The organism is Klebsiella sp. G-Nf4 (genome assembly GCF_002810615.1).
Lineage (GTDB): Bacteria > Pseudomonadota > Gammaproteobacteria > Enterobacterales > Enterobacteriaceae > Klebsiella > Klebsiella variicola.
Window position 1 is genome coordinate 492581 of sequence record NZ_PION01000001.1, and the last position, 22847, is coordinate 515427.

At 51.0% G+C, this 22847-nt stretch carries 21 protein-coding genes and 1 pseudogene; 9 read left to right on the forward strand and 13 right to left on the reverse strand.

The window, feature by feature from the left end; translation table 11 throughout:
* Positions 1-25 precede the first annotated feature (25 nt).
* The 5 genes from CWM57_RS02445 to CWM57_RS02470 form a co-directional block, all read right to left on the reverse strand.
* On the reverse strand, positions 26-787 hold the full coding sequence (locus CWM57_RS02445; protein WP_061154520.1) for an amino acid ABC transporter ATP-binding protein: 762 nt from the start codon (positions 785-787) through the stop codon (positions 26-28).
* An 8-nt stretch (positions 788-795) separates the two neighbouring features.
* On the reverse strand, positions 796-1896 hold the full coding sequence (locus CWM57_RS02450) for an amino acid ABC transporter permease (protein ID WP_074385793.1): 1101 nt from the start codon (positions 1894-1896) through the stop codon (positions 796-798).
* Between the two features lie 15 nt (positions 1897-1911).
* Positions 1912-3090 carry an amino acid ABC transporter permease gene (locus tag CWM57_RS02455; RefSeq protein WP_100675557.1) on the reverse strand — a complete coding sequence of 393 codons (1179 nt, stop codon included), beginning with the start codon at positions 3088-3090 and terminating at the stop codon, positions 1912-1914.
* 70 nt (positions 3091-3160) lie between these two features.
* Positions 3161-4186 carry an amino acid ABC transporter substrate-binding protein gene (locus CWM57_RS02460; RefSeq protein ID WP_061154523.1) on the reverse strand — a complete coding sequence of 342 codons (1026 nt, stop codon included), beginning with the start codon at positions 4184-4186 and terminating at the stop codon, positions 3161-3163.
* Between the two features lie 548 nt (positions 4187-4734).
* Entirely contained in the window at positions 4735-5670 is a 936-nt protein-coding gene (locus tag CWM57_RS02470; protein WP_074385796.1) for a LysR family transcriptional regulator, read from the reverse strand.
* 99 nt (positions 5671-5769) lie between these two features.
* On the opposite strand from CWM57_RS02470, the gene CWM57_RS02475 reads away from it, so the two are divergent.
* The 6 genes from CWM57_RS02475 to CWM57_RS02500 all read left to right on the forward strand — a co-directional run bounded on the left by CWM57_RS02475 (position 5770) and on the right by CWM57_RS02500 (position 13603).
* Positions 5770-6204: a DMT family transporter gene (locus CWM57_RS02475; protein WP_085334002.1), complete on the forward strand. Its 435-nt coding sequence runs from the start codon at positions 5770-5772 to the stop codon at positions 6202-6204.
* A gap of 9 nt (positions 6205-6213) precedes the next feature.
* On the forward strand, positions 6214-6705 hold the full coding sequence (locus CWM57_RS02480) for a DMT family transporter (protein WP_074385797.1): 492 nt from the start codon (positions 6214-6216) through the stop codon (positions 6703-6705).
* An 841-nt stretch (positions 6706-7546) separates the two neighbouring features.
* Positions 7547-9142, forward strand: coding sequence for a carbohydrate porin (locus tag CWM57_RS02485; protein WP_100675558.1), 1596 nt, complete (start codon positions 7547-7549; stop codon positions 9140-9142).
* A 270-nt stretch (positions 9143-9412) separates the two neighbouring features.
* On the forward strand, positions 9413-11281 hold the full coding sequence (locus tag CWM57_RS02490) for a beta-glucoside-specific PTS transporter subunit IIABC (protein ID WP_100675773.1): 1869 nt from the start codon (positions 9413-9415) through the stop codon (positions 11279-11281).
* A gap of 4 nt (positions 11282-11285) precedes the next feature.
* Positions 11286-12746 (forward strand): glycoside hydrolase family 1 protein, encoded by a 1461-nt coding sequence (locus tag CWM57_RS02495; protein ID WP_100675559.1) that lies wholly within the window; start codon positions 11286-11288, stop codon positions 12744-12746.
* A 23-nt stretch (positions 12747-12769) separates the two neighbouring features.
* Complete coding sequence (locus CWM57_RS02500; RefSeq protein ID WP_004205815.1) at positions 12770-13603, forward strand: PRD domain-containing protein; 834 nt, start codon at positions 12770-12772, stop codon at positions 13601-13603.
* Between the two features lie 72 nt (positions 13604-13675).
* On the opposite strand, the gene CWM57_RS02505 is transcribed toward CWM57_RS02500, so the two are convergent.
* Positions 13676-14551 carry a LysR family transcriptional regulator gene (locus tag CWM57_RS02505; RefSeq protein WP_100630501.1) on the reverse strand — a complete coding sequence of 292 codons (876 nt, stop codon included), beginning with the start codon at positions 14549-14551 and terminating at the stop codon, positions 13676-13678.
* 129 nt (positions 14552-14680) lie between these two features.
* Here CWM57_RS02505 and gstA point away from each other — a divergent pair, with 129 nt between their 5' ends.
* A complete protein-coding gene (gene gstA, locus CWM57_RS02510) occupies positions 14681-15295 on the forward strand; it encodes a glutathione transferase GstA (RefSeq protein WP_100630499.1) in 615 nt (204 codons plus the stop codon).
* Between the two features lie 48 nt (positions 15296-15343).
* Here gstA and CWM57_RS02515 read toward each other — a convergent pair whose 3' ends face one another.
* Together CWM57_RS02515 and CWM57_RS02520 are read right to left on the reverse strand one after the other, a co-directional pair.
* Positions 15344-15658: a PTS sugar transporter subunit IIB gene (locus CWM57_RS02515; protein WP_012968173.1), complete on the reverse strand. Its 315-nt coding sequence runs from the start codon at positions 15656-15658 to the stop codon at positions 15344-15346.
* A gap of 101 nt (positions 15659-15759) precedes the next feature.
* Positions 15760-16812 carry a GlxA family transcriptional regulator gene (locus CWM57_RS02520; RefSeq protein ID WP_100675560.1) on the reverse strand — a complete coding sequence of 351 codons (1053 nt, stop codon included), beginning with the start codon at positions 16810-16812 and terminating at the stop codon, positions 15760-15762.
* Positions 16813-16984: 172 nt separating this feature from the next.
* On the opposite strand from CWM57_RS02520, the gene CWM57_RS02525 reads away from it, so the two are divergent.
* Complete coding sequence (locus tag CWM57_RS02525; RefSeq protein ID WP_100675561.1) at positions 16985-17713, forward strand: alpha/beta fold hydrolase; 729 nt, start codon at positions 16985-16987, stop codon at positions 17711-17713.
* A 121-nt stretch (positions 17714-17834) separates the two neighbouring features.
* On the forward strand, positions 17835-18143 hold the full coding sequence (locus CWM57_RS02530; protein ID WP_064179717.1) for a YciI family protein: 309 nt from the start codon (positions 17835-17837) through the stop codon (positions 18141-18143).
* A 63-nt stretch (positions 18144-18206) separates the two neighbouring features.
* On the opposite strand, the gene fabF is transcribed toward CWM57_RS02530, so the two are convergent.
* From fabF to CWM57_RS27370, 5 genes and pseudogenes are all read right to left on the reverse strand, one after another.
* Positions 18207-19481, reverse strand: coding sequence for a beta-ketoacyl-ACP synthase II (gene fabF, locus CWM57_RS02535; protein ID WP_100630493.1), 1275 nt, complete (start codon positions 19479-19481; stop codon positions 18207-18209).
* 19 nt (positions 19482-19500) lie between these two features.
* Positions 19501-21063 (reverse strand): DHA2 family efflux MFS transporter permease subunit, encoded by a 1563-nt coding sequence (locus CWM57_RS02540; protein ID WP_074385805.1) that lies wholly within the window; start codon positions 21061-21063, stop codon positions 19501-19503.
* Positions 21060-22103, reverse strand: coding sequence for an HlyD family secretion protein (locus CWM57_RS02545; protein ID WP_100675562.1), 1044 nt, complete (start codon positions 22101-22103; stop codon positions 21060-21062). Before CWM57_RS02545 ends, CWM57_RS02540 begins: the two co-directional genes overlap by 4 nt.
* The gene (locus tag CWM57_RS02550; protein ID WP_074385807.1) at positions 22087-22644 is read right to left on the reverse strand and encodes a winged helix-turn-helix transcriptional regulator; all 558 of its coding nucleotides are present in this window, start codon (positions 22642-22644) and stop codon (positions 22087-22089) included. The genes CWM57_RS02545 and CWM57_RS02550 overlap by 17 nt, the downstream gene beginning before the upstream one ends.
* A pseudogene (locus tag CWM57_RS27370) lies at positions 22641-22760 on the reverse strand (hypothetical protein); the annotation flags it as partial. The gene CWM57_RS02550 and the pseudogene CWM57_RS27370, both read right to left, overlap by 4 nt.
* Positions 22761-22847 lie beyond the last annotated feature (87 nt).

The following is a 22847-nucleotide window of genomic DNA, read 5'->3' on the forward strand; positions in this document are numbered from 1 at the left end:
GAAAATTGGAAGTAACCCTGGGCGTTTAGTGTATAACCTGCGACAAAAACGTACGGGTACGTTCTGATTTTGGATGGGAGAAAAATTCCTGTGGCGGCGCCTGTTCGACAATCTCACCGCGGTCCATGAAGATCACCCGATCGGCCACCGTACGGGCAAAACCCATTTCATGCGTGACGCACAACATAGTCATACCATCTTCCGCCAGGCCAATCATTGTATCGAGCACTTCTTTGACCATCTCCGGATCAAGTGCTGAGGTAGGCTCATCGAACAACATGATTTTGGGTTTCATGCACAAAGAACGGGCGATCGCCACACGTTGCTGTTGACCCCCCGACAGCTGCCCGGGAAATTTATGCGCATGTTCCGCAATACGGACACGTTGCAGATAGTGCATTGCCAGCGCTTCCGCTTCTTTCGCCGGCATCTTCCGTACCCAGGTCGGCGCCAGGGTACAGTTCTGCAAAACGGTCAGGTGGGGGAACAGATTAAAGTGTTGAAATACCATGCCGACTTCAGTGCGTACGCGTTCTATGTTGCGGACATCATCGTTCAGATGAATGCCATCAACGACGATCCGCCCTTGCTGGTGTTCTTCCAGGTGGTTGATGCAACGAATCGTGGTCGACTTACCCGATCCTGAAGGCCCGCAAAGAACAATGCGTTCACGAGGTTTCACCTGCAGGTTAATATCTTTCAAAACGTGAAACTGACCGTACCATTTATTCACATTTTCGAGCGTAATCATCATGGCGTCAGCAGAATTAATCATAGTATGTGTCATGTAAAACCTCAGTGCGATTTGCGCCCGGTGTGAAAGCGCTTTTCCAGATACTGGCTGTAGCGCGACATGCTAAAACAGAAAATCCAATAGACGAGGGCTGCGAAAACATACCCCTCTGTCGACATACCCAGCCAGGCAGGATCTACCGTTGCCTGCTGTACGCTACTGAACAGATCGAACAGTCCAATGATGATCACCAGACTGGTGTCTTTAAATAGCGCGATTATCGTGTTTACCAGCCCCGGGATGGTGAGCTTGAGCGCCTGGGGGAGAATAACCAGAACCTGCGTTTTCCAGTAGCCCAGCGCCAGCGATTCCGCCGCTTCATACTGTCCTTTGGGAAGCGCCTGTAGCCCCCCACGCACGACTTCGGCAATGTAGGCCGACTGGAACAGAATCACCCCGACCAGAGCGCGCACCAGCTTATCGATAGTGCTCCCTTCGGCCATAAACAGCGGCAGCATCACCGATGACATAAACAGCACGGTAATCAGCGGCACGCCTCGCCAGAATTCAATAAAGATGACCGACAAGGTACGAACCACCGGCATCGTTGACCGCCGTCCCAGCGCCAGTAAAATCCCCAATGGCAACGCGCCGGCAATCCCGACAGAGGCGATAATTAATGTCAGCGTCAGGCCCCCCCACTGGCGGGTTTCAACACGTTCGAGGCCGAAAAACCCGCCGTACATCAGGAACCAGACCATAAGAGGATAGATCACGGCCCAACAGGCGATATAACGGCCCCGGCGCGGCATCGACTTGATAAACATCGGGATAATCGACAGCACGCCGATTATCAGAGCGAGATTAATGCGCCAGCGCAGTTCATGCGGATACAGCCCATACATAAACTGGCCAAAGCGTGCATGGATGAACACCCAGCAGGCGCCTTCTTTGGTACAGTCTGCACGGGTGGTGCCCATCCAGTTAGCCTGAAATACCAGCCAGTTTAGCGCTGGCGGTATAATGTTGCAGATAATCCACAGGCACAACAGTGTCAGCAGCGTATTGAACCCGCTGGAGAACAGATTTTTCCGTGCCCAGCGCCAGGCTTTACGCACCGGGCTGGTGGGGACTGGCGGTGTTTCATGTGTGGTAGCAAACATAGTCATTCCGTTCTCTTAACGCTCAACCAGCGCAATTTTGCGGTTGTAGAGGTTCATCAGCAGCGAAATCATCAGACTGATAAGCAGGTACACTGCCATGGTGATGGCAATCGTCTCGATAGCCTGACCTGTCTGATTCAGTACCGTACCGGCAAACAGCGAAACCATATCCGGGTAGCCGATCGCAGCCGCCAGTGAGGAGTTTTTTACAATGTTGAGGTACTGACTGGTCAGCGGGGGAATGATGACCCGCATCGCCTGCGGGATAATCACCTGCCGCATCGTTACGGGATTCGGCAAACCCAGCGAACGGGCCGCTTCATTCTGTCCATGTGGAACAGACTGGATACCGGAGCGAATGACTTCGGCAATAAATGAAGAGGTGTAGATCGACAGCGCCAACGTCAACGATGCCAGTTCCGGTATCATCACGAATCCGCCACGGAAGTTAAACCCGCGCAGCTGTGGGATATCCCAGTGAGTGGCCGCGCCAAACAGGATATGGGCAATCAGCGGGAAGAGAACGATCATTGCCGCCGCAATCGGCCATGTTCGCCGCAACTGGCCGGTTTTCAACTGATGTTGACGATTGTAATGCCGTAAACCGACGCTACCAGCGATCGCCAAAACCAGCGCAATAACGAACGGCCAGCTGCCAGGTGCGTAGGTAGGCCAGGGGATGTACAGACCGCGGTTGCTGACAAATGCCAGGTCGAATGCGCTCAATGCTTCTCGCGGACCAGGTAAATTACGCAGCACGGCGAAGTACCAGAAGAAAATTTGCAACAAGGGCGGAATATTACGGAATGTTTCGATGTAGATGGTCGATAGCCTTCGCAGCAACCAGTTATCCGATAGCCGCGCGAGGCCGATGAAGAACCCAAGAACAGAAGCGAAAACAATGCATAGCGCGGAAACCAGCAGGGTGTTGGTTAACCCCACGAGAAAGACGCGAGCATAGGTATCGCCTTCCGTATAATCAATCAGATGCTGGACGATACCGAAACCGGCGCTTCGCTCAAGAAAACCAAAACCGGAGGTAATACCGCGATTGGCAAGGTTGATCACCGTGTTGTGGATCAGATATCCCACAATAGCAAGCACGGCTATGATGGCGGCCATCTGGTAAAGCCAGGCGCGAACCGTGGGGTTACCGAACGAAAAATCCCTTTTCACGGTTGGGCGTTGAGACATGTTGAAACCTCATTAAAAAAAGCGCATCGGCTACCCCCCGCGAGGGGCGGTAGCCGTCTGGAAGGCAGAATTAACGTACCGGCGGTGCGTACTGGATGCCGCCCTGGTTCCAGAGCGCATTCTGTCCACGCGCGATTTTCAGAGCACTGTCTTTACCGACGTTGCGGTCAAAACTTTCCTGGTAGTTACCCACCTGTTTAATAATGTTGAACGCCCATTTGTTGTCGAGCTTCAGATCTTTGCCAAAGTCACCTTCAGCCCCCAGGAGGTGAGCAATGTCAGGGTTAGACGGTTTTGCCGCCATCTGCTCAACGTTTTTCGACGTGATACCCATCTCTTCTGCGTTCAGCATGGCGTACAGAGACCATTTAACGATGGTGAACCAGTCGTCATCTCCACGGCGAACCACTGGACCCAGCGGCTCTTTTGAAATCACTTCTGGCAGAACAACAAATTCATCCGGTTTGCCCAGCTTAATACGCAGCGCATACAGTTGAGACTGGTCGGAAGCCAGCGTATCGCAACGACCGCTGTCGAGGGCTTTTGCGGACTCGTCAGAGCGATCAAAGGTCACTGGTGTGTATTGCATTTTGTTGGCTTTGAAGTAATCAGCCACGTTCAGTTCAGTATCCGTACCGGCCTGGATACATACGGTGGCGCCATCCAATTCTTTAGCGCTTTTGAGACCCGCTTTTTTATGGGTCAGGAAGCCAATGCCGTCATAGTAGTTAACCCCCGCGAACAAGAACCCCATCCCGCCATCGCGCGAAGAAGTCCAGGTTGTATTACGCGACAGAATATCCACTTCACCTGATTGCAGGGCGGTAAAACGCTCTTTGGCCGTCAGCGGGGTATATTTGACCTTGCTGGCATCGCCAAACACTGCCGCTGCCGTAGCACGGCAGATATCGACATCAATACCGGTGAATTTGCCGCTCGCATCTGCATAAGAGAAGCCCGGTAAACCATCACTGATACCGCACTGAACAAACCCTTTTTTCTTAATTGCATCCAGCGTGGTACCCGCATGCGCTTGCTGCGCGACAGCGAACAGAGAAGCCGCGGCGACCAGTGTGGAGAACATTATTTTTTTCATAAATCATCCTGTGTGGATAAGTCGTGGTGTTATGTGGTTGTGTTGGGCACTGTACCGTGCATTTTTCATGTGGCGGTCTGCCATTTTGGCTTAAGCAAATTTGATGCCATGCCTTCATATCACTGAATTTACAGGAGGATTTGCGCATAATCTGAATCAGCGAGTAAGTTACACTCACTCTTGAGCACTAAAAGGAGACAATGTGAATCTTGGTGAGCAAAAACAGTGCAAAAGTTTCACGAAAGAAAGCAGCATGAGCCAAATAAGTTGTTGGCAATGGAATTTAATGACGAAACGGCTTACGGGTATAGAAAGTGGATTTTTAAGGGCGAAAAGGGGAGGCGCTGGACAATATCGTTGACAGTAGAGGAAAATTTGCAGGCAAAATCGAACTATTTTACCTGCAACTATTGTTTCTCTCAGGAAGCTAAATGTTTCATCACTTATTGCTGATTTGCCATTGATACAGCAATACCAGGTTTAAGACTCCACTCACTTCAGTCATAAGCAGGAAGCAAAATTCAAGACGAGCAATAAAGTTGCAGAACTTATTGAGACTGCCAGTAAAGCGGTGAACCGAACGCGTCTATGTAGTAATCGATAATCGCCCGAACGTTCAGCGGAGGGTGGCGGGCATTCGGATAGATTGCCGCGATGTGCTGTGGCTCCGTTTTTATGGACCTATCCAGTTCCGGCAGCAGCCCGACAAGCTCGCCGCTCTTCAGCCGGTCTCCAATCAGCCAGTCAGGAAACAGCACAATCCCCATCCCCCCAAGTGCGGCAATCAGCAGGGTTTCAGCATTATTCGATGACATCAGGGGCGAGACGGGGTAGTGCACCCATTCCTCTCCGCGCCTGCGCAGCAGCCATTGGTTTGGTCCTGACGAACCGCGATAGACCAGGCATTTATGCCGCGCGAGCTCTTCGGGTGATCCCAGCATGCCGTGCCGGCGGATGTAATCCGGTGACGCGGCAAGATGATAGAACTGCTGGCCAAACACGCGCGCATGAAAGGCGGAATCCGTCAGCACGCCAATCCGGAAAATCACGTCAGCCGGCTCCCGGTGCGGATCGATGTAATCATCCGTCAGCGTAAGCTCAATACTGAGCTTCGGATATCGCTCCGTCAGGCCGGGTAACGCGGGTGCGACATGGCGTTGTCCAAAGAATACCGGTGCGTTTATGCGGACCATTCCGGAAGGCTCAAGCATTCTCTCGTTGAGTTCCCGCCGCGCCTCCTCCATGCTGCCCGTCATCGCTCGCGCATAGCGGATAAAAAGATGGCCGCTTTCCGTCGGGATTATCGCCCGGGTATTGCGGTAAAAAAGCTGCTGCCCGAGCACATCCTCCATCTGATGGATGACGCGCGAAACCTGAGAGGCTGATATCCCTTCCCGCCGTGCCACCACCGAGAAATTCTGCGTTTCATAAACGTCTATAAAAATCAGCAGGGCGCGAATACTGATGTTCCCAAGCTCACTCATTAATGCATATCCTGCACAGGTGTTTATCTCATTATGGCATTTTTCACATCCATGTTAAGTCGTAATCTTCTCCGCCTGGACTACGGGAGATTGATTGCTATGCAACTAATATTGATTTTTATCGTCATTGCCGGAGGCATGGGACTGTCCATAGAGGCAGGATTGCTCGGGCCACTGGGTGGGGAGGTCGGTGACCTCTGGGCGACCTTCAGCATATTTGGCGTGGGCGCGGCGCTGACCTTCCTGCTGATGCTTTTTTTCAGCCCGCGTAACAGCCCGTCATTCTTTGCGCAACCAGCGTGGCAGCTACTTGGCGGCGTGCTTGGGCCGATTTACGTCATCATCCTGACCGTGGTAACGCCGGCAATCGGCATCGCCATGACTATGATTGGCATCCTGGCAGGCCAGGTGTTCAAGAGCCTGATTATCGATCACTTCGGCCTGCTCGGTACGTCGCACAGGAAAATTGACAGTAAACGTATTATTGCGCTGATTTTCATCATTGCAGCGCTGGTTATGGTTGCACAGGGTTAAATTAACTTTATGACTATTATCATGATTCTTCTTGCCGTCGCCGGTGGCGCCATGCTGAGTATCCAGGCGGCTATCAATGGCCAGCTGGGCAGCAAGGTCGGCGTATTCAAAAGCGCGTTCCTGACATTTTCTGTCGGCGCACTGGTGACGGGGTTGCTGATCTTTTTCTTCGAACCCAAACACACCCTGACGTTGATGGACGTACCTAAATGGCAACTGCTGGGCGCAATGTTTGGCGTACCGTATATCGTCATTATGGTACTGGCCGTCCAGCGTATTGGCGCGGCAGTTGCTACGGTCGCTGTCATTTTTGGCCAGTTAACCATGAGCATGCTGATCGATAACTTCGGCTGGCTGGGCAATGCGTCGATTCCATTCTCGATGAGCCGTCTCGGCGCCATTGTCTGCCTGGGTATCGCGCTGTTCTTCATTTACTCCAGCAGCAGGTCAAAAGCCGCAACGGCGAAAATCCCCAGGCAGCAGGAAAACGCTAACACATAAGCCCAGGCAGTTCAGATGCTCTCTCTGAAGAATGCCAGAAATATCCTGGCACTCTTCAGGTGTTACACGGCAATACCATGGGCATATTATCAGGGACAAAAACCCGGTGCGCGTAGGGTTTATCCCGCTTTTGCTATTGAGAAAGGTCGTTTAATTTGCTTCCGGCAACGGTTGAAATTTGTAAGGTATGTCACATTTTTAAAAAATATCAAAGTAAGCTATTGTAAAAAACTCCTACAAAATATTTAAATACACAGGCAGAACGACAGGCGTGTAACTGGTAAAGCAGGCAAGACCTGAGATGAGCGATGAATTTAGACCTATTCATTGTTCATCTCAGGTCTTTTTTTTTGCATTTGAGGTAGCAAATGGATTCCAAAAAAACAGCGCAGAAAATACGTAAATTGAACGGCGTGGCAAGCAATTTTGAACATATTTAACATTGTTTTCCCGGCTACGACTCAGCTTAAATGACAAAAAACTTTCTGCTCCGGACAATCCAAATGGCGTCAGGCTTACTTTTATCGGGAAGGGCGGTCATCTGCGTGCATTTGTAACAACAGAACTGTTGTGACGAGATAAGGCAAGAGAAGTATCCGTTCACGTTGCGAATCAGCACTGTTAAAGGAGCTACAACAATAAAATAATTTTGAAAGCATTTTTTATTTCCAAAAACAAGATTAATGATAAGAATCGCTCCGTTTCACTGGAGTTAAATAGCTATGAAATAATCAGGCTAAATACGCTTGCTTACCATATATATTTCAACCTGGAAAGGCGGGGCATAATTTTATTTTAATATGCGCTTTTACCCCTGTATTTTATATGAGAATTTTAAAATATGAACAAGACTATTCTATTTTGCCTTATCTCTGCCATGTTCAGCAATGCTTATGGACAGAGTTTAACAGTGGAAGAGAGACTGGCTTTGCTTGAGAAACAACTCCAGGAAAACACTGCAGAATTAAAAAGCACAAAAGCAGAATTAACCAGGTATAAGCAAGCTGATAAAACAAACAGAAACACAGTCAACTCAGTAGATGAAAAAAGCCAGCCAACAACAAATTCTGCCACTTCAACTATTGTTGCAGCATCGAGTACTAGCAACAAAACAGGCAATAGTGCCACGACTAAAGTTAATAATGATCTTACATTGAAAGAAATTAGTGACTTTGTTAAAAACGATATTGGATTTTCGTACAATGGTTATTTCCGTTCTGGTTGGGGAACGGCTAATCATGGATCGCCAAAAGAATATGCTATTGGATCTCTTGGCCGTTTCGGCAATGAATATACCTCATGGTTCGATCTTCAACTCAAGCAGAAAGTGTACGACCAGGATGGTAGAACTGCACATGCTGTCGTTATGCTGGATGGTAATGTGGGTGAGCAATACAACAATGCAGTCTTTGATAAAGATGCCGAGAGTAACTTACAATTTTCTGATATCTATCTCACGACGAAGGGATTTCTTAATTTTGCCCCTGAAGCTGATTTTTGGGTAGGTAAGCACTATCTGCCTAAGTATGAGATACAGATGCTTGACTGGAAAAGCGTCAGAACAGAAAGCGGAGCAGGGCTCGGTATAGAAAACTGGAAAATGGGTCCAGGCAAATTTAACGTTGCTGTAGTGCGGCAAGACCTGAACGCGCGCGCTCTTGATTATGATACATCAGGAAATTCATTACAGATCAATACGAATGCGCTTGATATACGTTATCGTGAAATTCCCTTATGGGACAAGGCAACATTAGAACTTGATGGTCGCTATAACATGGCAAACAAATCAGATGTCGTGAAGTCAGGAGAGGCTGATGGTCAGTATTATCATGTAAAAGATGCCTGGCTGGTAGGTGCGATTTTAAGGCAGAAGTTTGACGCAGGGGGTTATGACGAATTAACCCTGCAAGCTGCCGATAATTCTATTGCCAGTTCTTTTGCAAAAATTTCTGGAGCAAATCCAACATTTGGGAGTGGTGATAACTATTATGGAAATCACACAAATGGCAAGGCATTCAGAATAATTTCTCAAGGGGAATTTTACCCCACGGGAAACACTATTATTGCACACGCACTAGTATATTCAAATGGTAATGATATATTTAGCTATGATACTGGTGCTCATACAGATTTTGAAAGTTATCGAAGTGTCATCCGTCCTGCTTATATCTGGGATAAATTCAACCAGACCGGGGTAGAACTCGGATGGTTTAGACAGGATAACAAAACTCAAGAGCAGACATATAGTGAATCAGGTTACAAAACAACATTGTATCATGCGCTTAAAGTTAATACATCAATCCTAACCTCAAGGCCAGAAATTCGTTTCTATACAACGTATATCCGGGCAAACCAGAACGAGATATCGAATTATCAATTCAACGATAATAAAAAAGATCAATTGTCTATTGGCGCTCAAGCTGAGGTGTGGTGGTAACTATCGGTTAAGATAAAGCAAATATAATACAGGAGGAAAATATTCTCGGGAGGATTTTTATATCGTGGTCATTTACGAGGATTATTATGTGATAACTGTCACATTTTGATAAAAGATGGGTTAATTTTATTGCCTGTAACTATGTATATAGTATATTGTTGGCAAATATGTAGTACAGGCGTGTAACTGGTAATGCAGGCAAGACCTGAAATTCTCCCCCTCTTTTGGGGTGAGAATTTCAGGTCTTTTTTTTTGCTCATGAGGCAACTTATGGATCATCTAAATACTGGGCGTTCAATTCTCAAATTAGTCGGTGGAGCAGGTAACATCGAACACATTGAACATTGCTCAACCAGATTGCGATTAAGCTTGTATGACAATGCTAAAGTTGAAGTATCTGACCTCAAAAAATTACCTGAGGTAATGGGTGTCGTGACAAATGTGCAGTGTCAGATAGTCATTGGCAAAGACGTTGTTAAAGTGTTTGATGCTATTAGATCGTTAATGGCTAATGATGCTGACGCAAAACAGAAGCCAGGAACCAAGAAGAAATGGAATGCATGGTTGATTGATTTTGTTATCAGTATCTTTCAACCACTCATACCTGCAATTGCAGGTGGCGGCGTGCTGAAATCCATTTTAATTATTTTGAATATGGCTGGATGGCTGACTAAAGACAGTTCGACATATCAAATTTTGGACTGCATCGGAACCGCGCCTATTTATTTTTTACCCTTACTTATCGCCATCACTACTGCGAATAAGCTTAAAGTTAATCCATTAGTTGCATTGACTGCTGTCTCAGTCTTGTTGTTGCCCACATTTACTACCCTGGCAAAACAAGGTGCAACGTTAATGACTTTCGACATTACGAACGTCTCCTATGCAGCGCAGGTGTTTCCCGCAATTCTCTGTGTTATTTTTTATGCACAAACGGAATCTCTTTTCAATCGTTATACGCCTAATGCATTACGTGGTTTCTTATCGCCCATGTTATCGCTGGTCACGACGGTCCCCGTCACATTGCTTATCCTTGGCCCATTAGGTTTTGAAATGGGTTCTCTGTTAACGCATCTGATCCTTTGGATGCATGGCAAATTTGGATTCATCGCAACAGGCTTACTTGCGGGCGGACTGCCATTTATTGTAGCGGCCGGTATGCATAAACCTTTCCTCCCTTATGCCATAATGTCAATGGGGCAAACAGGTAAAGAATCTTTGTATAACCCGGCTTCCTTAGCTCACAATATCGCTGAAGCAGGAGCCTGCCTTGCCGTTTCGCTAAAAAGTAAAGATAAAATGTTTAAAGGGACTGCTCTTTCCTCTGGAATATCAGCTCTGTTTGGCATTACTGAACCTGCACTTTACGGGATTACTTTACTGCATAGGCCAGTACTGATCTCTGTGATGTTGGGTGCAATGGTCGGTGGATCCTTCATGGGATTTATGATGGTCTCAGCTTATGCAATAGTAGCGCCGAGCCTTGCCAGTATCTCAATTTTTGCGTCACCGGATAATCCAACCAGTTTGATATATGCAATCATCGGTGCACTTGTTTCATTCTGCCTGGCATTTTTATCAACATTATTCTTCTGGAAAGAAAAAACGGCAACGCCCCATCCAGAGGAGGAAATGCCCAAATTTGAGAAGACTGAAGCCACTGCTAATCCAGTCTTAATGAATGACTTTACCTTTACCAGTCCGGTTGAAGGGAAAGTCATCCCCCTGACAGATGTCAACGACGATGTATTTTCTTCAAAAATCATGGGGGATGGTATCGCTATCGTTCCAACTGTGGGAGCACTATATGCACCTGCCGATGGCGTTATTGAGCATGTGTTCGAAAGTGGCCATGCAGCCAGCATGATGACTACCCATGGAGTAGAGGTTATCTTTCATATAGGAATTGATACGATACAAATGAACGGTCAAGGCTTTCACCCGAAAATTACAGATGGCCAACACGTTAAAGCGGGTGAACTATTAATCGAATTTGATATTGATGAAATAACTAAAGCGGGTTATGACCCAGTCGTAATAATGGTTATTACCAATAGCGATCGTTTTATGATGAAGCCGTCGAACGATCATTCCAATACACTCCAGCAGTTTAATATTTTTTCATTAAAAGAGGCTTGATATTATGTCGAAATCTATTCTTCCCAAGAATTTTTTATGGGGTGCAGCCATTGCAGCCAATCAGGCAGAGGGTGCATGGAACGTTGACGGCAAAGGGCCTTCTGTTGCAGATGCAGTTGCCTATAAGGCGCATTTGAGCACAAGCGACTATGCCGGCCATATGGCCGTATCTGATCAAAACGTGAGTGATGCGCTTGAGGGGAAGAATGATCAAAATTACCCTAAACGCAGAGGCATAGATTTTTATCATCGTTACAAAGAAGACTTAGCGCTTTTTGCCGAAATGGGTATAAAAGTCCTGCGCGTATCAATCGCATGGTCACGAATCTTCCCAACAGGTGAAGATGAGCAACCGAATGAAAAGGGATTACAGTTCTATGAAAATATGTTCACTGAAATGCGCAGACTTGGCATTGAACCATTGGTTACGCTCTCACATTATGAAATGCCATTAGCATTGAGTGAGAAGTATAATGGCTGGGTCCACCGAAATGTTGTTGATGCGTTTGTACGCTTTTCAAATGTATGCTTTGACCGTTATAAGAATTTGGTACGTTACTGGTTAACATTCAACGAAATTGATAGCATTCATCGGCATCCTTTTACGACAGCGGGTGTCCGCGAAGAAAAAAGTCAACCAGGAGAAAGCACGCAGGATATTTATCAGGCGTTGCATCATCAGTTTGTTGCTTCGGCGTTAGCGACAAGAGACTGCCACGAAAAGATACCTGGCAGCCAGGTCGGATGTATGCTTACTAAGTTAACAACTTACCCACTGACCTGTCATCCTGCTGACGTAGAAGCCACTCTGAAAAAAAATCTCGAAAACTATTTTTATTCAGATGTTCAGATTAAAGGCGAATATCCACCATTAATTAAGCGGGACCTGGAACTGCGTAATATCAAGATAAAAATGCAGCCGGATGATTTGGAAACGTTACGTCGCTATACTGTAGATTTCCTTTCATTCAGCTATTATATGTCCATCACGGAATCTGTTCAGTCCGATGCAGAGCGCACGGCAGGAAATACTATCATGGGTGTAAAAAACCCTCATCTACCGGCTTCTGAATGGGGATGGCAAATAGATCCTGTAGGGCTTAAAATTTCGCTACTGGAGCTTTACGATCGATATCAAATTCCTTTATTTATTGTTGAAAATGGGTTTGGTGCAAAAGATACAGTGGTTGATGGGAAGATACATGACGATTACCGTATTAATTATTTTCGTGCGCATTTTGAGCAGATGATTGAAGCTGTCAAAGAAGGTGTCGATTTAATAGGGTATACGAGTTGGGGAACAATTGATATTATTAGTGCTGGAACGTCGCAAATGACCAAACGCTATGGTTTTATTTATGTAGATCAAGATGACGAGGGGAACGGTTCTTTGAATCGGTTACGCAAGGACTCCTTCTATTGGTATCGCAAGGTCATAGCGACTAACGGGACTGATTTAAGTTAATCATTGCTACCGCGGGAACTGAGATGAAAGTTAAAAAGTCCTTAAATAACAGCATGTTGCTTGCCGAAAATGACGGTAAAGAGATGATACTCTTTGGCAAAGGTATCGGTTTTAACACCAAGCCAGGGACAATTATCGACTTGCAAAGTGTAGAACAGGTCTTTATGCCTTTGGATACCCTCAAGTCGCGACATTATCTGTCACTAACGGACACAATTCCCGCGGATTTCTTTGAGATCACTCATGAAATTGTCAAGCTGGCTCAAGCACATTACAGCGAAAAGCTTAATTCAGTTTTATTATTCACCCTCGCGGAACACTTGCATTTTGCTGTTGAACGCTGTAAGACAAATACGAACATTGCGAATAAACTGACCTGGGAAATAAAGCGGTACTATCAGAAAGAGTATAGCATTGGCGAGTTGGCAAGAGATTTGGTATCAGCTAAGTTTGCGGTGAGCCTTCCTGATGACGAGGCTGTACACATTGCTTTTCATATTATCAATGCAACTTTTCAATTTGATGAGACTAACGCACATAAGCAAGTAGAGTTAGTGAACAGAATTGCTGAAATTGTACGTTATAAACTCAATCAAAATATTGATGTTAATTCAATTCACTATGCCAGGTTTATTACGCATTTAAGATATTTCGCTGAAAGGGTATTAAATAATAGCCTTGCAACAGAAGAAACTGACGACTTCTATAATGAGTTAATTCGTTTCCATCCAAAAGCGATGGTGGTTGCTGAGGTGATTCGTGACTTTATAAAAAGCAATTACGCCATTGCTATTCCTAATGATGAACTTACCTGGTTAGGCATACATATCAGCAAACTCAGTAAGTATTCAAAGTAAAATTTTAGTTTGGGAACAGGAGTGAGGTTAGAGATTGATGCCATCGCGATGAGATGATTCACGCTTGAGCGCTCATCTTCGTTTACGTAGCGCATTAAGCAGCGCCTGTGTGGCATCAGAAGACGATCCGGATGGCGAACAAACCAGCCCAAATTCACGATGAATAGCCGGCGTCACTGGCGCCACGCACAGGTTGCGCAAGGTCTCCGGCAGGGCGGATTCCGGTACCAGCGCGACGCCCATCTCTTCACCGACCAGTTTACAGGCGCTTATCCAGTCGCGAACCGTCACGCGGATATCAGAGAGTTGCAACCCGGCCTTTTCCATCAGGCTTTTGCCATTCACGACACAGCCGCCCGTCGCCAGAACAAAGGGCTGGTCCGCCAGCGCCTTTAGCGTTATTCCATCAGCTCTCGCATGCTGTGCCAGCCGATGGCTGGCGGGCAGGACCGCGACCCATGCATCCTGTCCTAATACCACCTCTGCACGTCCGGGAACGGGATTCATGACTACCCCAAGCTCAACGGTGTCTGCGGCAAGCCACGCTTCGACTTCTTCGTCAGAGCCTTCCAGCACGACAACGTCAATACCCGGATGCAGGCGCTTAACGTCGCGCAGCAGGCCGGGCAACAAGGTAGACGTCACGGAGGGAAAACTGGCCAGCCGAATGCGACCGCGGGTGACGTTCCGGCCCCGATCAGCCAGTTCGCGGATGGCGTTCAGCTGCGAAAGCATGTTTCTGGCATGTTCAACCACCTGCTCACCCAGGGCGGTAATCCCGATGTATCGTCGCTCACGGGTAAATACCGGAAAGCCCAGGGAAGCCTCCAGTTGGGCAATGGCCTGGCTGGCGCCGGACTGGGTCATGCCTATCTCCTCGGCAGCGCGTGAGATATTGCCAGCATCCGCCACGGCCACCAGCAGGCGCCAGTGTAAAAGATTCATCATGATTATCAGTAGCTCAACTAATAGTTCTTTTCTATATCATTAATTTTACAGTGCGATCGGCGTTAAATACAGTGTGCAGAGGATCGTTCAGGACGTTGTCGGACGGCTTTACACATTAACGGAGACTAGATGAAACTCTATTACGCGCCAGATACCTGTTCATTATCACCGCACATCGTGCTGCGCGAGCTGAACCTTGAGTTTGAACTGGTGAAAGTCAACAACAGAAGCAAGATCACCGCTGATGGTCGCGACTTCCTCGCCATTAACCCGAAAGGGTATGTTGCTGCGCTTGAGCTGGATGATGGGCAGATACTCACCGAGGGGCCGGCGATGGTGCAGTACCTCGCCGACCGTAAACCCGAATATGGCCTGGCGCCGCGCGCGGGCAGCTGGGAAAGGGTGCGCCTGCAGGAATGGCTTAACTTTATCACCAGTGAAATACACGCGGGTTCGGCACCGCTGTTTAATCCCGCGCTGCCGGAAGACGTCAGAACGATGTTCCGGGACAAGCTATTCCGACGGTTCGATTTTCTCCAGACGACGCTCAGCGAAAAAAACTATCTGACGGGGTCATCCTTTAGCGTGGCGGATGCCTACCTCTTCACGGTGCTGGGATGGTGCAAATTCTTCGCGATCCCTCTGGATCGCTGGCCAGCGCTATCGTCGTACATGGAAATAATAAATGCCCGTCCTGCTGTACAGGCGGCATTACTGGCTGAAGCGTCTCAACAGGGCAGGTAGAAGGCGACATGCGTAGAAAAGGCCGCGCAAAAGAGGCGGCCTTCGGTGTCAGACTGCCAGTTCAGGCATCTGCGCCATCACAAACGCGAAAACTTTTTCCGCGTCGAGTGAGGCATAGGGCAGACTTTCAATCACCGCAATAGAACGAGCGTCGCCAACGATCCCTCTTATCTCCGCGACCTTATACTGAATATGTGGCGCAACGAGAAATCCGTCGAAAGCGGGCGCCACGCTGGCAAAATTTTCCAGGCCCACTGCGCTGACAATGAGAGGATGGCCCTTTTTTTCCGCCAGTAACTGTATCTTTTTGGCGAGAGAATTGGCGGTGTTGCCGAACAAACAACATATCAGAAGCTTTTTCATGGTTTTACCTCCTGAGAATTAGTCACAGGATATGACTCGCCATGCACATAAAATGAGCGCCACCTCATAATTGCGTGAAGAATTCATCATGATGATGATTTCTAAGCATCATGCCTGCTGACCACCTGAGAGAGGTTGTTTGCGGATAATGAAGACGATGGGGTCTGATTTTTGATCCGCTCTTTGTAATTCCCAGGCGACATGCCCATGACACGACTGAAAGCCCGCCTGAATGCGGTCTCATCACTATATCCGCAGGCGTTGGCGACCTGAGAAATCGTTTTGCCAGGAATATCCAGCATAAGCGTCGCCGTTTCAATACGAACCCGCGTGATAAAGTTTTTCGGATTCTCCTGGATCAGCGCCATCATTTTGCGATTGAGAGTACGGGGTGTCAGGTTCAAGGCCTCAGCCAGCTGATCTACCGTGATGCCTGGGTTTTGATAACGCACCAGATGTTCAGCCTTCATCAGAAGAGGATGCCTTGAATTAAGAAATCCGGCAGGCGCATAAAGCTGCTGTGATAATGGCTGGCTATCCGCAACGGCCATATCAGCCGTCAGTTTGGCAATCTCATTGCCCGCATATTTGCGAACAATATAGATAACCAGGTCAATCCACGAAAACGGGCCTCCTGTGGTAATGATGTTGTCCTGTTCTGCCATGACTTTCCCCCAGACGGGCTTCGCCAGAGGGTATCGCGATCGCAAGGTATGATACAGCCACCAGGTTGTGGTACAGGCGCGTCCGTTGAGTAACCCGGCTTCACCCAGGATAAATCCACCGGCGCAGGCCCCTGCAATGCAGCTGCCCTGGAGATATTTTTCTTTCATCCATTCTGCGGCAGCGGTAACGGCCTCTTGCGCGAGGGGAAGCTTCTGCTCGTCAAGCTGCATACCGCTGGCAATAACCAGATCAACAGGTTCGGCATCATTGAACGAGCCCTCGCTAACGATTTTTCTCCCCTGAACATCCATGACTGGCAGACCGTCGGAGGTGACCACCATGACCTCAAAAAACGGTGATGTCCGTGCAATATCCGCGTTGACTTGCGGATTTTGGACGATGATCTGATTGGCGAGCCAGAACATGTCGGCTATGCCGGCAAGTGCCGATCTCATGCTGCCCGGTATAGCCAGTAACGCAATTCGCATGGTGAGTCCTGGTAAAAATTATGTCTGATTTCGCATGATACCTGTCTTTTAAGACACTTTATAGGTTTCAGCCTGGCGCGTTAAAGTGTTCAAAGTTCTTTTAACGTCAACGGTAGAGTGAGAGTCGATGAACCATTTTCTTAAGAAAAACATTCGTCTGGGAGCATTCGTTATGTCTTTGATGACCTCATTCGCCTCGCCTCTCCGGGCAGAGGCGACGGATATTAAAAACATTGTTCTGGTCCACGGGGCGTTTGCGGATGGCTCCAGCTGGTCTGCCGTTATCCCGTTGCTTCAGGCTGACGGTTATCACGTCACCGCCGTGCAGAATCCCTTGACCTCATTGCAGGATGATGTGACGGCGACGGAACGTGTCCTTGAGCGTCAGAAGGGCGGCGTTCTTCTGGTGGGGCATTCATGGGCTGGCGCGGTTATTACCCAGGCAGGTAATGCACCAAACGTGAAGGGACTGGTCTACCTTTCTGCTCTGGCGCCGGATTCAGGTGAATCTGTCGCCGATGCGCTGACACGGCTTAATGCGCCGATGGAGGGGATGCAGGCGGATAAAAACGGCTTGATCTGGCTGGATGATGCGAATGCTTTTCATCAGATCATGGCGAATGACCTTTCTGCATCACAGGCACGCCTTCTGGCGGCGCAGCAGCAGCCCATCGCCGCGGGCGCCTTCAGCGAAAAGATAGAGACCGCCGCCTGGCATAGCAGGCCATCATGGTACCTGATCACCGAAAATGACCATGCGCTGAATACGTCGGTCCAGGCGCGTTTTGCCCACGAGATGGGCGCCCACATTTCGCGGATGAATTCCGGTCACCTGTCCATGATTTCCCATCCCGCTCAGGTCGCTGAACTGATTAATCAGGCGGCGCTCAGCATAAAATAAATTCAGCGTTAGCTGGAGTCATGAAACCCGTTATTCAGACATGTGCAATTAAAAGAAATAAGTCAGACATTGAGATCAGTTTTCAGAACAACAACGACGATTTGCTAATGAGGTGTAGGCCATGATGCACGCGATAACATTGACATACCTGAGTTCGGAAGAGGAAATCTCAGCCCATCTTGAGGCACACAAGCAATGGCTGGTGAGAGGAATTAAAGAAGGAAAAATTCTGTTTGCCGGCCCTGTTGATAATCATGCCGGTGGGTTCATTCTTATGCGCGGAAACGATAAGCCCTTGATTCACGCTTTTCTGCAGGAAGATCCTTTTATCGAGCACAACATTGCTGATGCGGTGCTGCTCAGTTTTGAACCCCTGTTATGCGCTCAGGGCGTGCCTGTTGCATGGGCAGATAAGGCTAAATTTATTTAATCCATGTGGCGCGTCCGTGTTCTGATTACCCCCGCCGGCCAGTGCCGGCGGGGGAGCTGACGATTATTCCCAGCGTTTCAGCAGCAGGCTGGCGTTAACGCCGCCAAAGCCAAAACCGTTTGACAGCGCATAACGCATTTTCTGCGGGCGGGCCTGCAGCGCCACCAGGTTCAGGCCTGCTGCGTCTTCATCGGGGTGATGCAGGTTCAGCGTCGGCGGCACCACCTGGTCACGCAGCGCCTGAATGGTAAAGATGGCCTCAATCCCGCCGGCCGCGCCTAACAGATGGCCGGTGGCGGATTTCGTCGAGGTAATGGCGACCGGATGGGCGCCAAACAGCGTTTTAATCGCCGCCAGCTCACCCTTGTCACCGACCTGCGTTGAGGTGGCGTGGGCATTGATATGATCAATCTCTTCGACGGTCACTCCGGCCTGGCGAAGGGCGGTTTCCATGGCCCGACGCGCGCCGTTACCGTCTTCCGGGCCTGCGGTCAGGTGATAAGCATCTGCGCTGGTGCCGTAGCCCACCAACTCGGCCAGCGGCGTGGCGCCGCGCGCCAGCGCGTGCTCCAGTGACTCGATCACGATAAGCCCCGCGCCTTCTCCCATCACAAAACCATCGCGGTCACGGTCAAAGGGGCGGGAAGCGGCTTCCGGCTGGTCGCTGGAGGCGCTGGACAGCGCCCGCGCTGCGGCAAACCCGGCCAGGCTAACACGATGAATCGCCGCTTCCGCGCCGCCGCAGAGGGCGATATCCGCCTCGCCGCTGCGGATCATCCGCGCTGCATCGCCAATGGCCTGGGCGCCTGCCGCACAGGCGGTGACCGGCGCGCCGATGGGGCCCCGGAAGCCGTGGGCGATAGACACATGTCCGGCGGCCAGGTTGGCCAGAAAAGAGGGGATGGTGAACGGCGAGAGGCGACGCGGCCCGCGTTCATCGGTGGTATGTACCGCATTGGCGATCTCGCTGAACCCGCCGATCCCGGTGGCGATCACCGTGGCGGTGCGTTCCTGTTCGGCCTCGGATGCTGGCGACCAACCGGCCTGGGCCAGCGCTTCGCGGGCGGCGACCAGCGCAAACTCAATAAAGCGATCCATCTTTTTGCGCTCTTTCGCCGGGATGGTCGCCAGCGGGTCGAAGCCGTGCAGCGGATCGCTGTCAATGGACGGCACCTGGCCGGCCACTTTGCAGGGAATATCCGCGACCAGCTGCTCGCTGAGCCGGGTGATCCCTGACTTTCCTGCCAGCAGCGACTGCCAGACGTGCTGTACGCCGCAGCCCAGCGGGCTGACAATCCCCATCCCGGTGACGACAATGCGTTTAACGGAAACGCCCATAGTTAACTCTCCTGTAGTATCAGTGTGCCGGCGGCTTTTTCATCAAGGGAACCAGCAGCGCGGCAAGCAAAAAACCCATCATGATGAGGTAGAAAGCATCGGAAAATGCCTGAGTTCGCGCCTCCCGCAGCGTCAGTGCGGAAAGATTTTTCAGTGCCGCCGTCTGCGCGGCATCCGGTGAGAGTCCCTGAACGGCGAAGTTTGCCGCGCTGCGCTGAACAAAATCGCTCATCGCCAGGTTGGCGTTATTCAGATGGTCCGCCAGGCGGCTGTAGTGCAAATTGGTTCTATCATTAAGCACCGTCCCGCACAGGGCGATGCCGATGGCCCCCCCGAGGTTGCGCATCAGATTAAACAGCCCGGAGGCCAGCTTCAGGCGCGCGGGCGGGAGGCTGCCCAGCGTCAGGGTCACCGTTGGCGCGACGGCAAACTGCTGCGCCAGTCCGCGAAACGCCTGTGGGATCAGCAACTGGTCCGCCCCCCAGTCGTGGGTGATCGGGACAAAGCTATACATCGACACCGCAAAGCCGATCAGCCCGGCCATCAACAGCCAGCGCAGGTCGACGCGGTTGGCGAGCCACGAATAAAACGGGATCGACATGACCTGGAACAGGCCGGTGGAAAATACCGCCAGGCCGATCTCCAGCGCGCTGAAACCGCGCACGCTACCGAGATACAGCGGGGTTAAATAGATGGTGGCGAAGATGCCGACGCCGGCCATAAACGAGAAATAGCAGCCGAGGCTAAAGGTTCGGTCCTGCAGGGCCCGGAGATCCATCACTGGCTGCGGATGGCGCAGGGTGCGGATCACAAAGGCCACGCCGCAGAGCAGGGCGACCCAGGCGGTGGTCGTCAGGGTCGCGTCATCAAACCAGCCCCAGCGCGGACCTTCTTCAAGGGTATATTCCAGGCAGCCGAGGGACAAGGCCAGCAGCAGAATACTGAGATAGTCGGCGCCGCGCAGCAGCGAGGGGTCGGCGCTGTCCACTTTCACCAGCAGCGGCACTGCCACCGCGATGTAAATCCCCGGAACAACGTTGATGAAGAACAGCCAGTGCCAGTTGTAGTTTTCGGTGATCCAGCCGCCCACCGTCGGACCCAGCGTGGGGGCGAGGGAGGCCAGGCCGCCGATCGTCGCCGCGGCGATGACTCGCTGTTTGCCCTGAAAAAAGGCGAAGGCGGTGGTGAACACCAGAGGGATCATCGACCCGCCCGCCAGTCCCTGCAGGGCGCGGAAGGCGATCATACTCTGGATGTTCCACGCCCAGCCGCACAGCAGACTCATCAGCGTGAAGCCCGCCGCGGAAGCGGCGAACAGCCAGCGGGTCGACATGACCCGGGCCAGCCAGCCGGAAAGCGGGATAATAATGATCTCGGCGATCAGGTAGCTGGTTTGTACCCAGACGGTTTCATCGTCGCCCGCCGACAGGCCGCCGCCGATATCCCGCAGCGAGGCGGAGACGATCTGGATATCGATAAGCGCGATAAACATCCCCACGCACATGCTGGCGAAGGCGAAGATCTTCTTTGCCGTCGGCATCGACAGTCCCTGCGGGGCAGACAGCGCCTGAACGGTGCTCATCGAGGGCTCTTCTCGTTCACGGTGACGATCACCGACAGTCCCGGGCGCAGGACGTCAAGCTTTGCCCCGTCACCTTCCAGCGCAATGCGGACCGGTACCCGCTGCACGATTTTAGTGAAATTGCCCGTCGCGTTCTCTGCGGGCAGAATGCTGAAGCGTGAGCCGGTCGCCGGCGCCAGGCTGGCGACATGCCCCTTAAAGGTATGGTTCGGCAGCACATCGGCGACGATGGTCACCGGCTGACCGGCACGCATATGCGCCAGCTGGTTTTCCTTGAAGTTGGCGTCAATCCACAGGCCGTGCGCGGGTACCAGGGAGAGCAGCTGCGTACCGCTGCTGACGAACGAGCCGGACCACGCGCGGCGGTTGCCAATCACCCCATCGAACGGTGCGCGAATGTCGGTATAGCTGAGGTTCAGCCTGGCCATCTCGAGGTTAGCCTGGGCCTGTGCCAGGGCAGCCAGGGTTTGCTGCTGGCGAGCATCCAGCACCGCCAGCTGACGTTCGGCCACGGTTTTATCCGCTTTGGCCTTCTCCTGCTCGGCGTGCGCCCGGCGGTAATCGGCGGAGGCGTTATCGCGGATCTGTGCGGAAATCGCGCTCGACGCGGCCAGGGCGTTATAGCGTCGGTTGTCGTTAGCCAGTTTTTCGGATGCCGCCGTGGCGGCCAGTAACGAGGCCGCAGAGCCGGCAATCGTTGCCTGCTGTAGCTGGCGGGTGGCCAGGATATCGGCCAGCGCGGCCTGCTGCGCCGCCACTTCTCCGACGGCTTTAGCCAGCGAGGCGCGATAATCGCGGTCGTCAATGCGGATCAACAGGTCGCCTTTTTTCACCGCCATGTTGTCCTGCACCGCCAGCTGCTGGATATAGCCAGAGACTTTGCTGGAAATGGCGCTAATGTCGCCACCAACATAGGCATCATCGGTGGTCTGCATAAAGCGCCCGGTATGCCACCAGTAAGCGCCGTAGCTCGCTGCCGCCAGGGCGGCGACGCCGAGTGCCGCCAGGACGAGGACGCTTTTCTTACTGGCCGGATTCATTGCTGGCCTCTCTGTAGGGTTCAGGCTGGAATTTTTGCCCGCTATCGCCTTCGCGTTTGCGCTGCAGATATTCATGACGGTATTTCATCATCGGCGAGGCTGCTGGCCCCGGTACCATGGTGTATTTACCCGGGATAATCTCTTCCCCGGTTGCTTTATCGACCATGATCGGATCCACCCGCCGCTGGGTTGCCGTTTCCACCAGCTGCATCTGACGGCCTTCGGGAGCGAAGTGGCGATTACCCCATTCCGCCAGCGCCAGCAATACCATGCGAAAATCGCGGCCGCTTTGCGTGAGATGGTATTCGTAGCGCGGCGGGGTGCTGCTGTAGCAAACCTTCTCCAGCAGCCCGTCGTCGACCAGCGCCTTCAGGCGGCGCGACAGAATATTGGGCGCGACGTTGCTGCTTTTCTGGAACTCGTCAAAGCGGGTAAAGCCCGCGAAGGCGTCGCGCAGGATCATGATGCTCCAGCTGTCGCCGATGCGGCCAAGGCTGCGGGCAATGGGGCAGGGAGCGTGGCAAAGCGGTTCATTTTTCATGGGCTGTCCAGTAACCAGGTGGCTTTTGCCAGCAAATTGACATAGTCACTATCAAAATGCAAGTTACTCTTCATAGTACCCTGGGAAGAAGCCGCTCCCGTTCCGCTACGTCGTTTCTCCTTTGAATGCCGAAAAGAGGGACAGTCTCCGCCGCCACCTTATTCCTGCTTTGCCGTAATAAGAGATAAAAATCGCTGATGGCG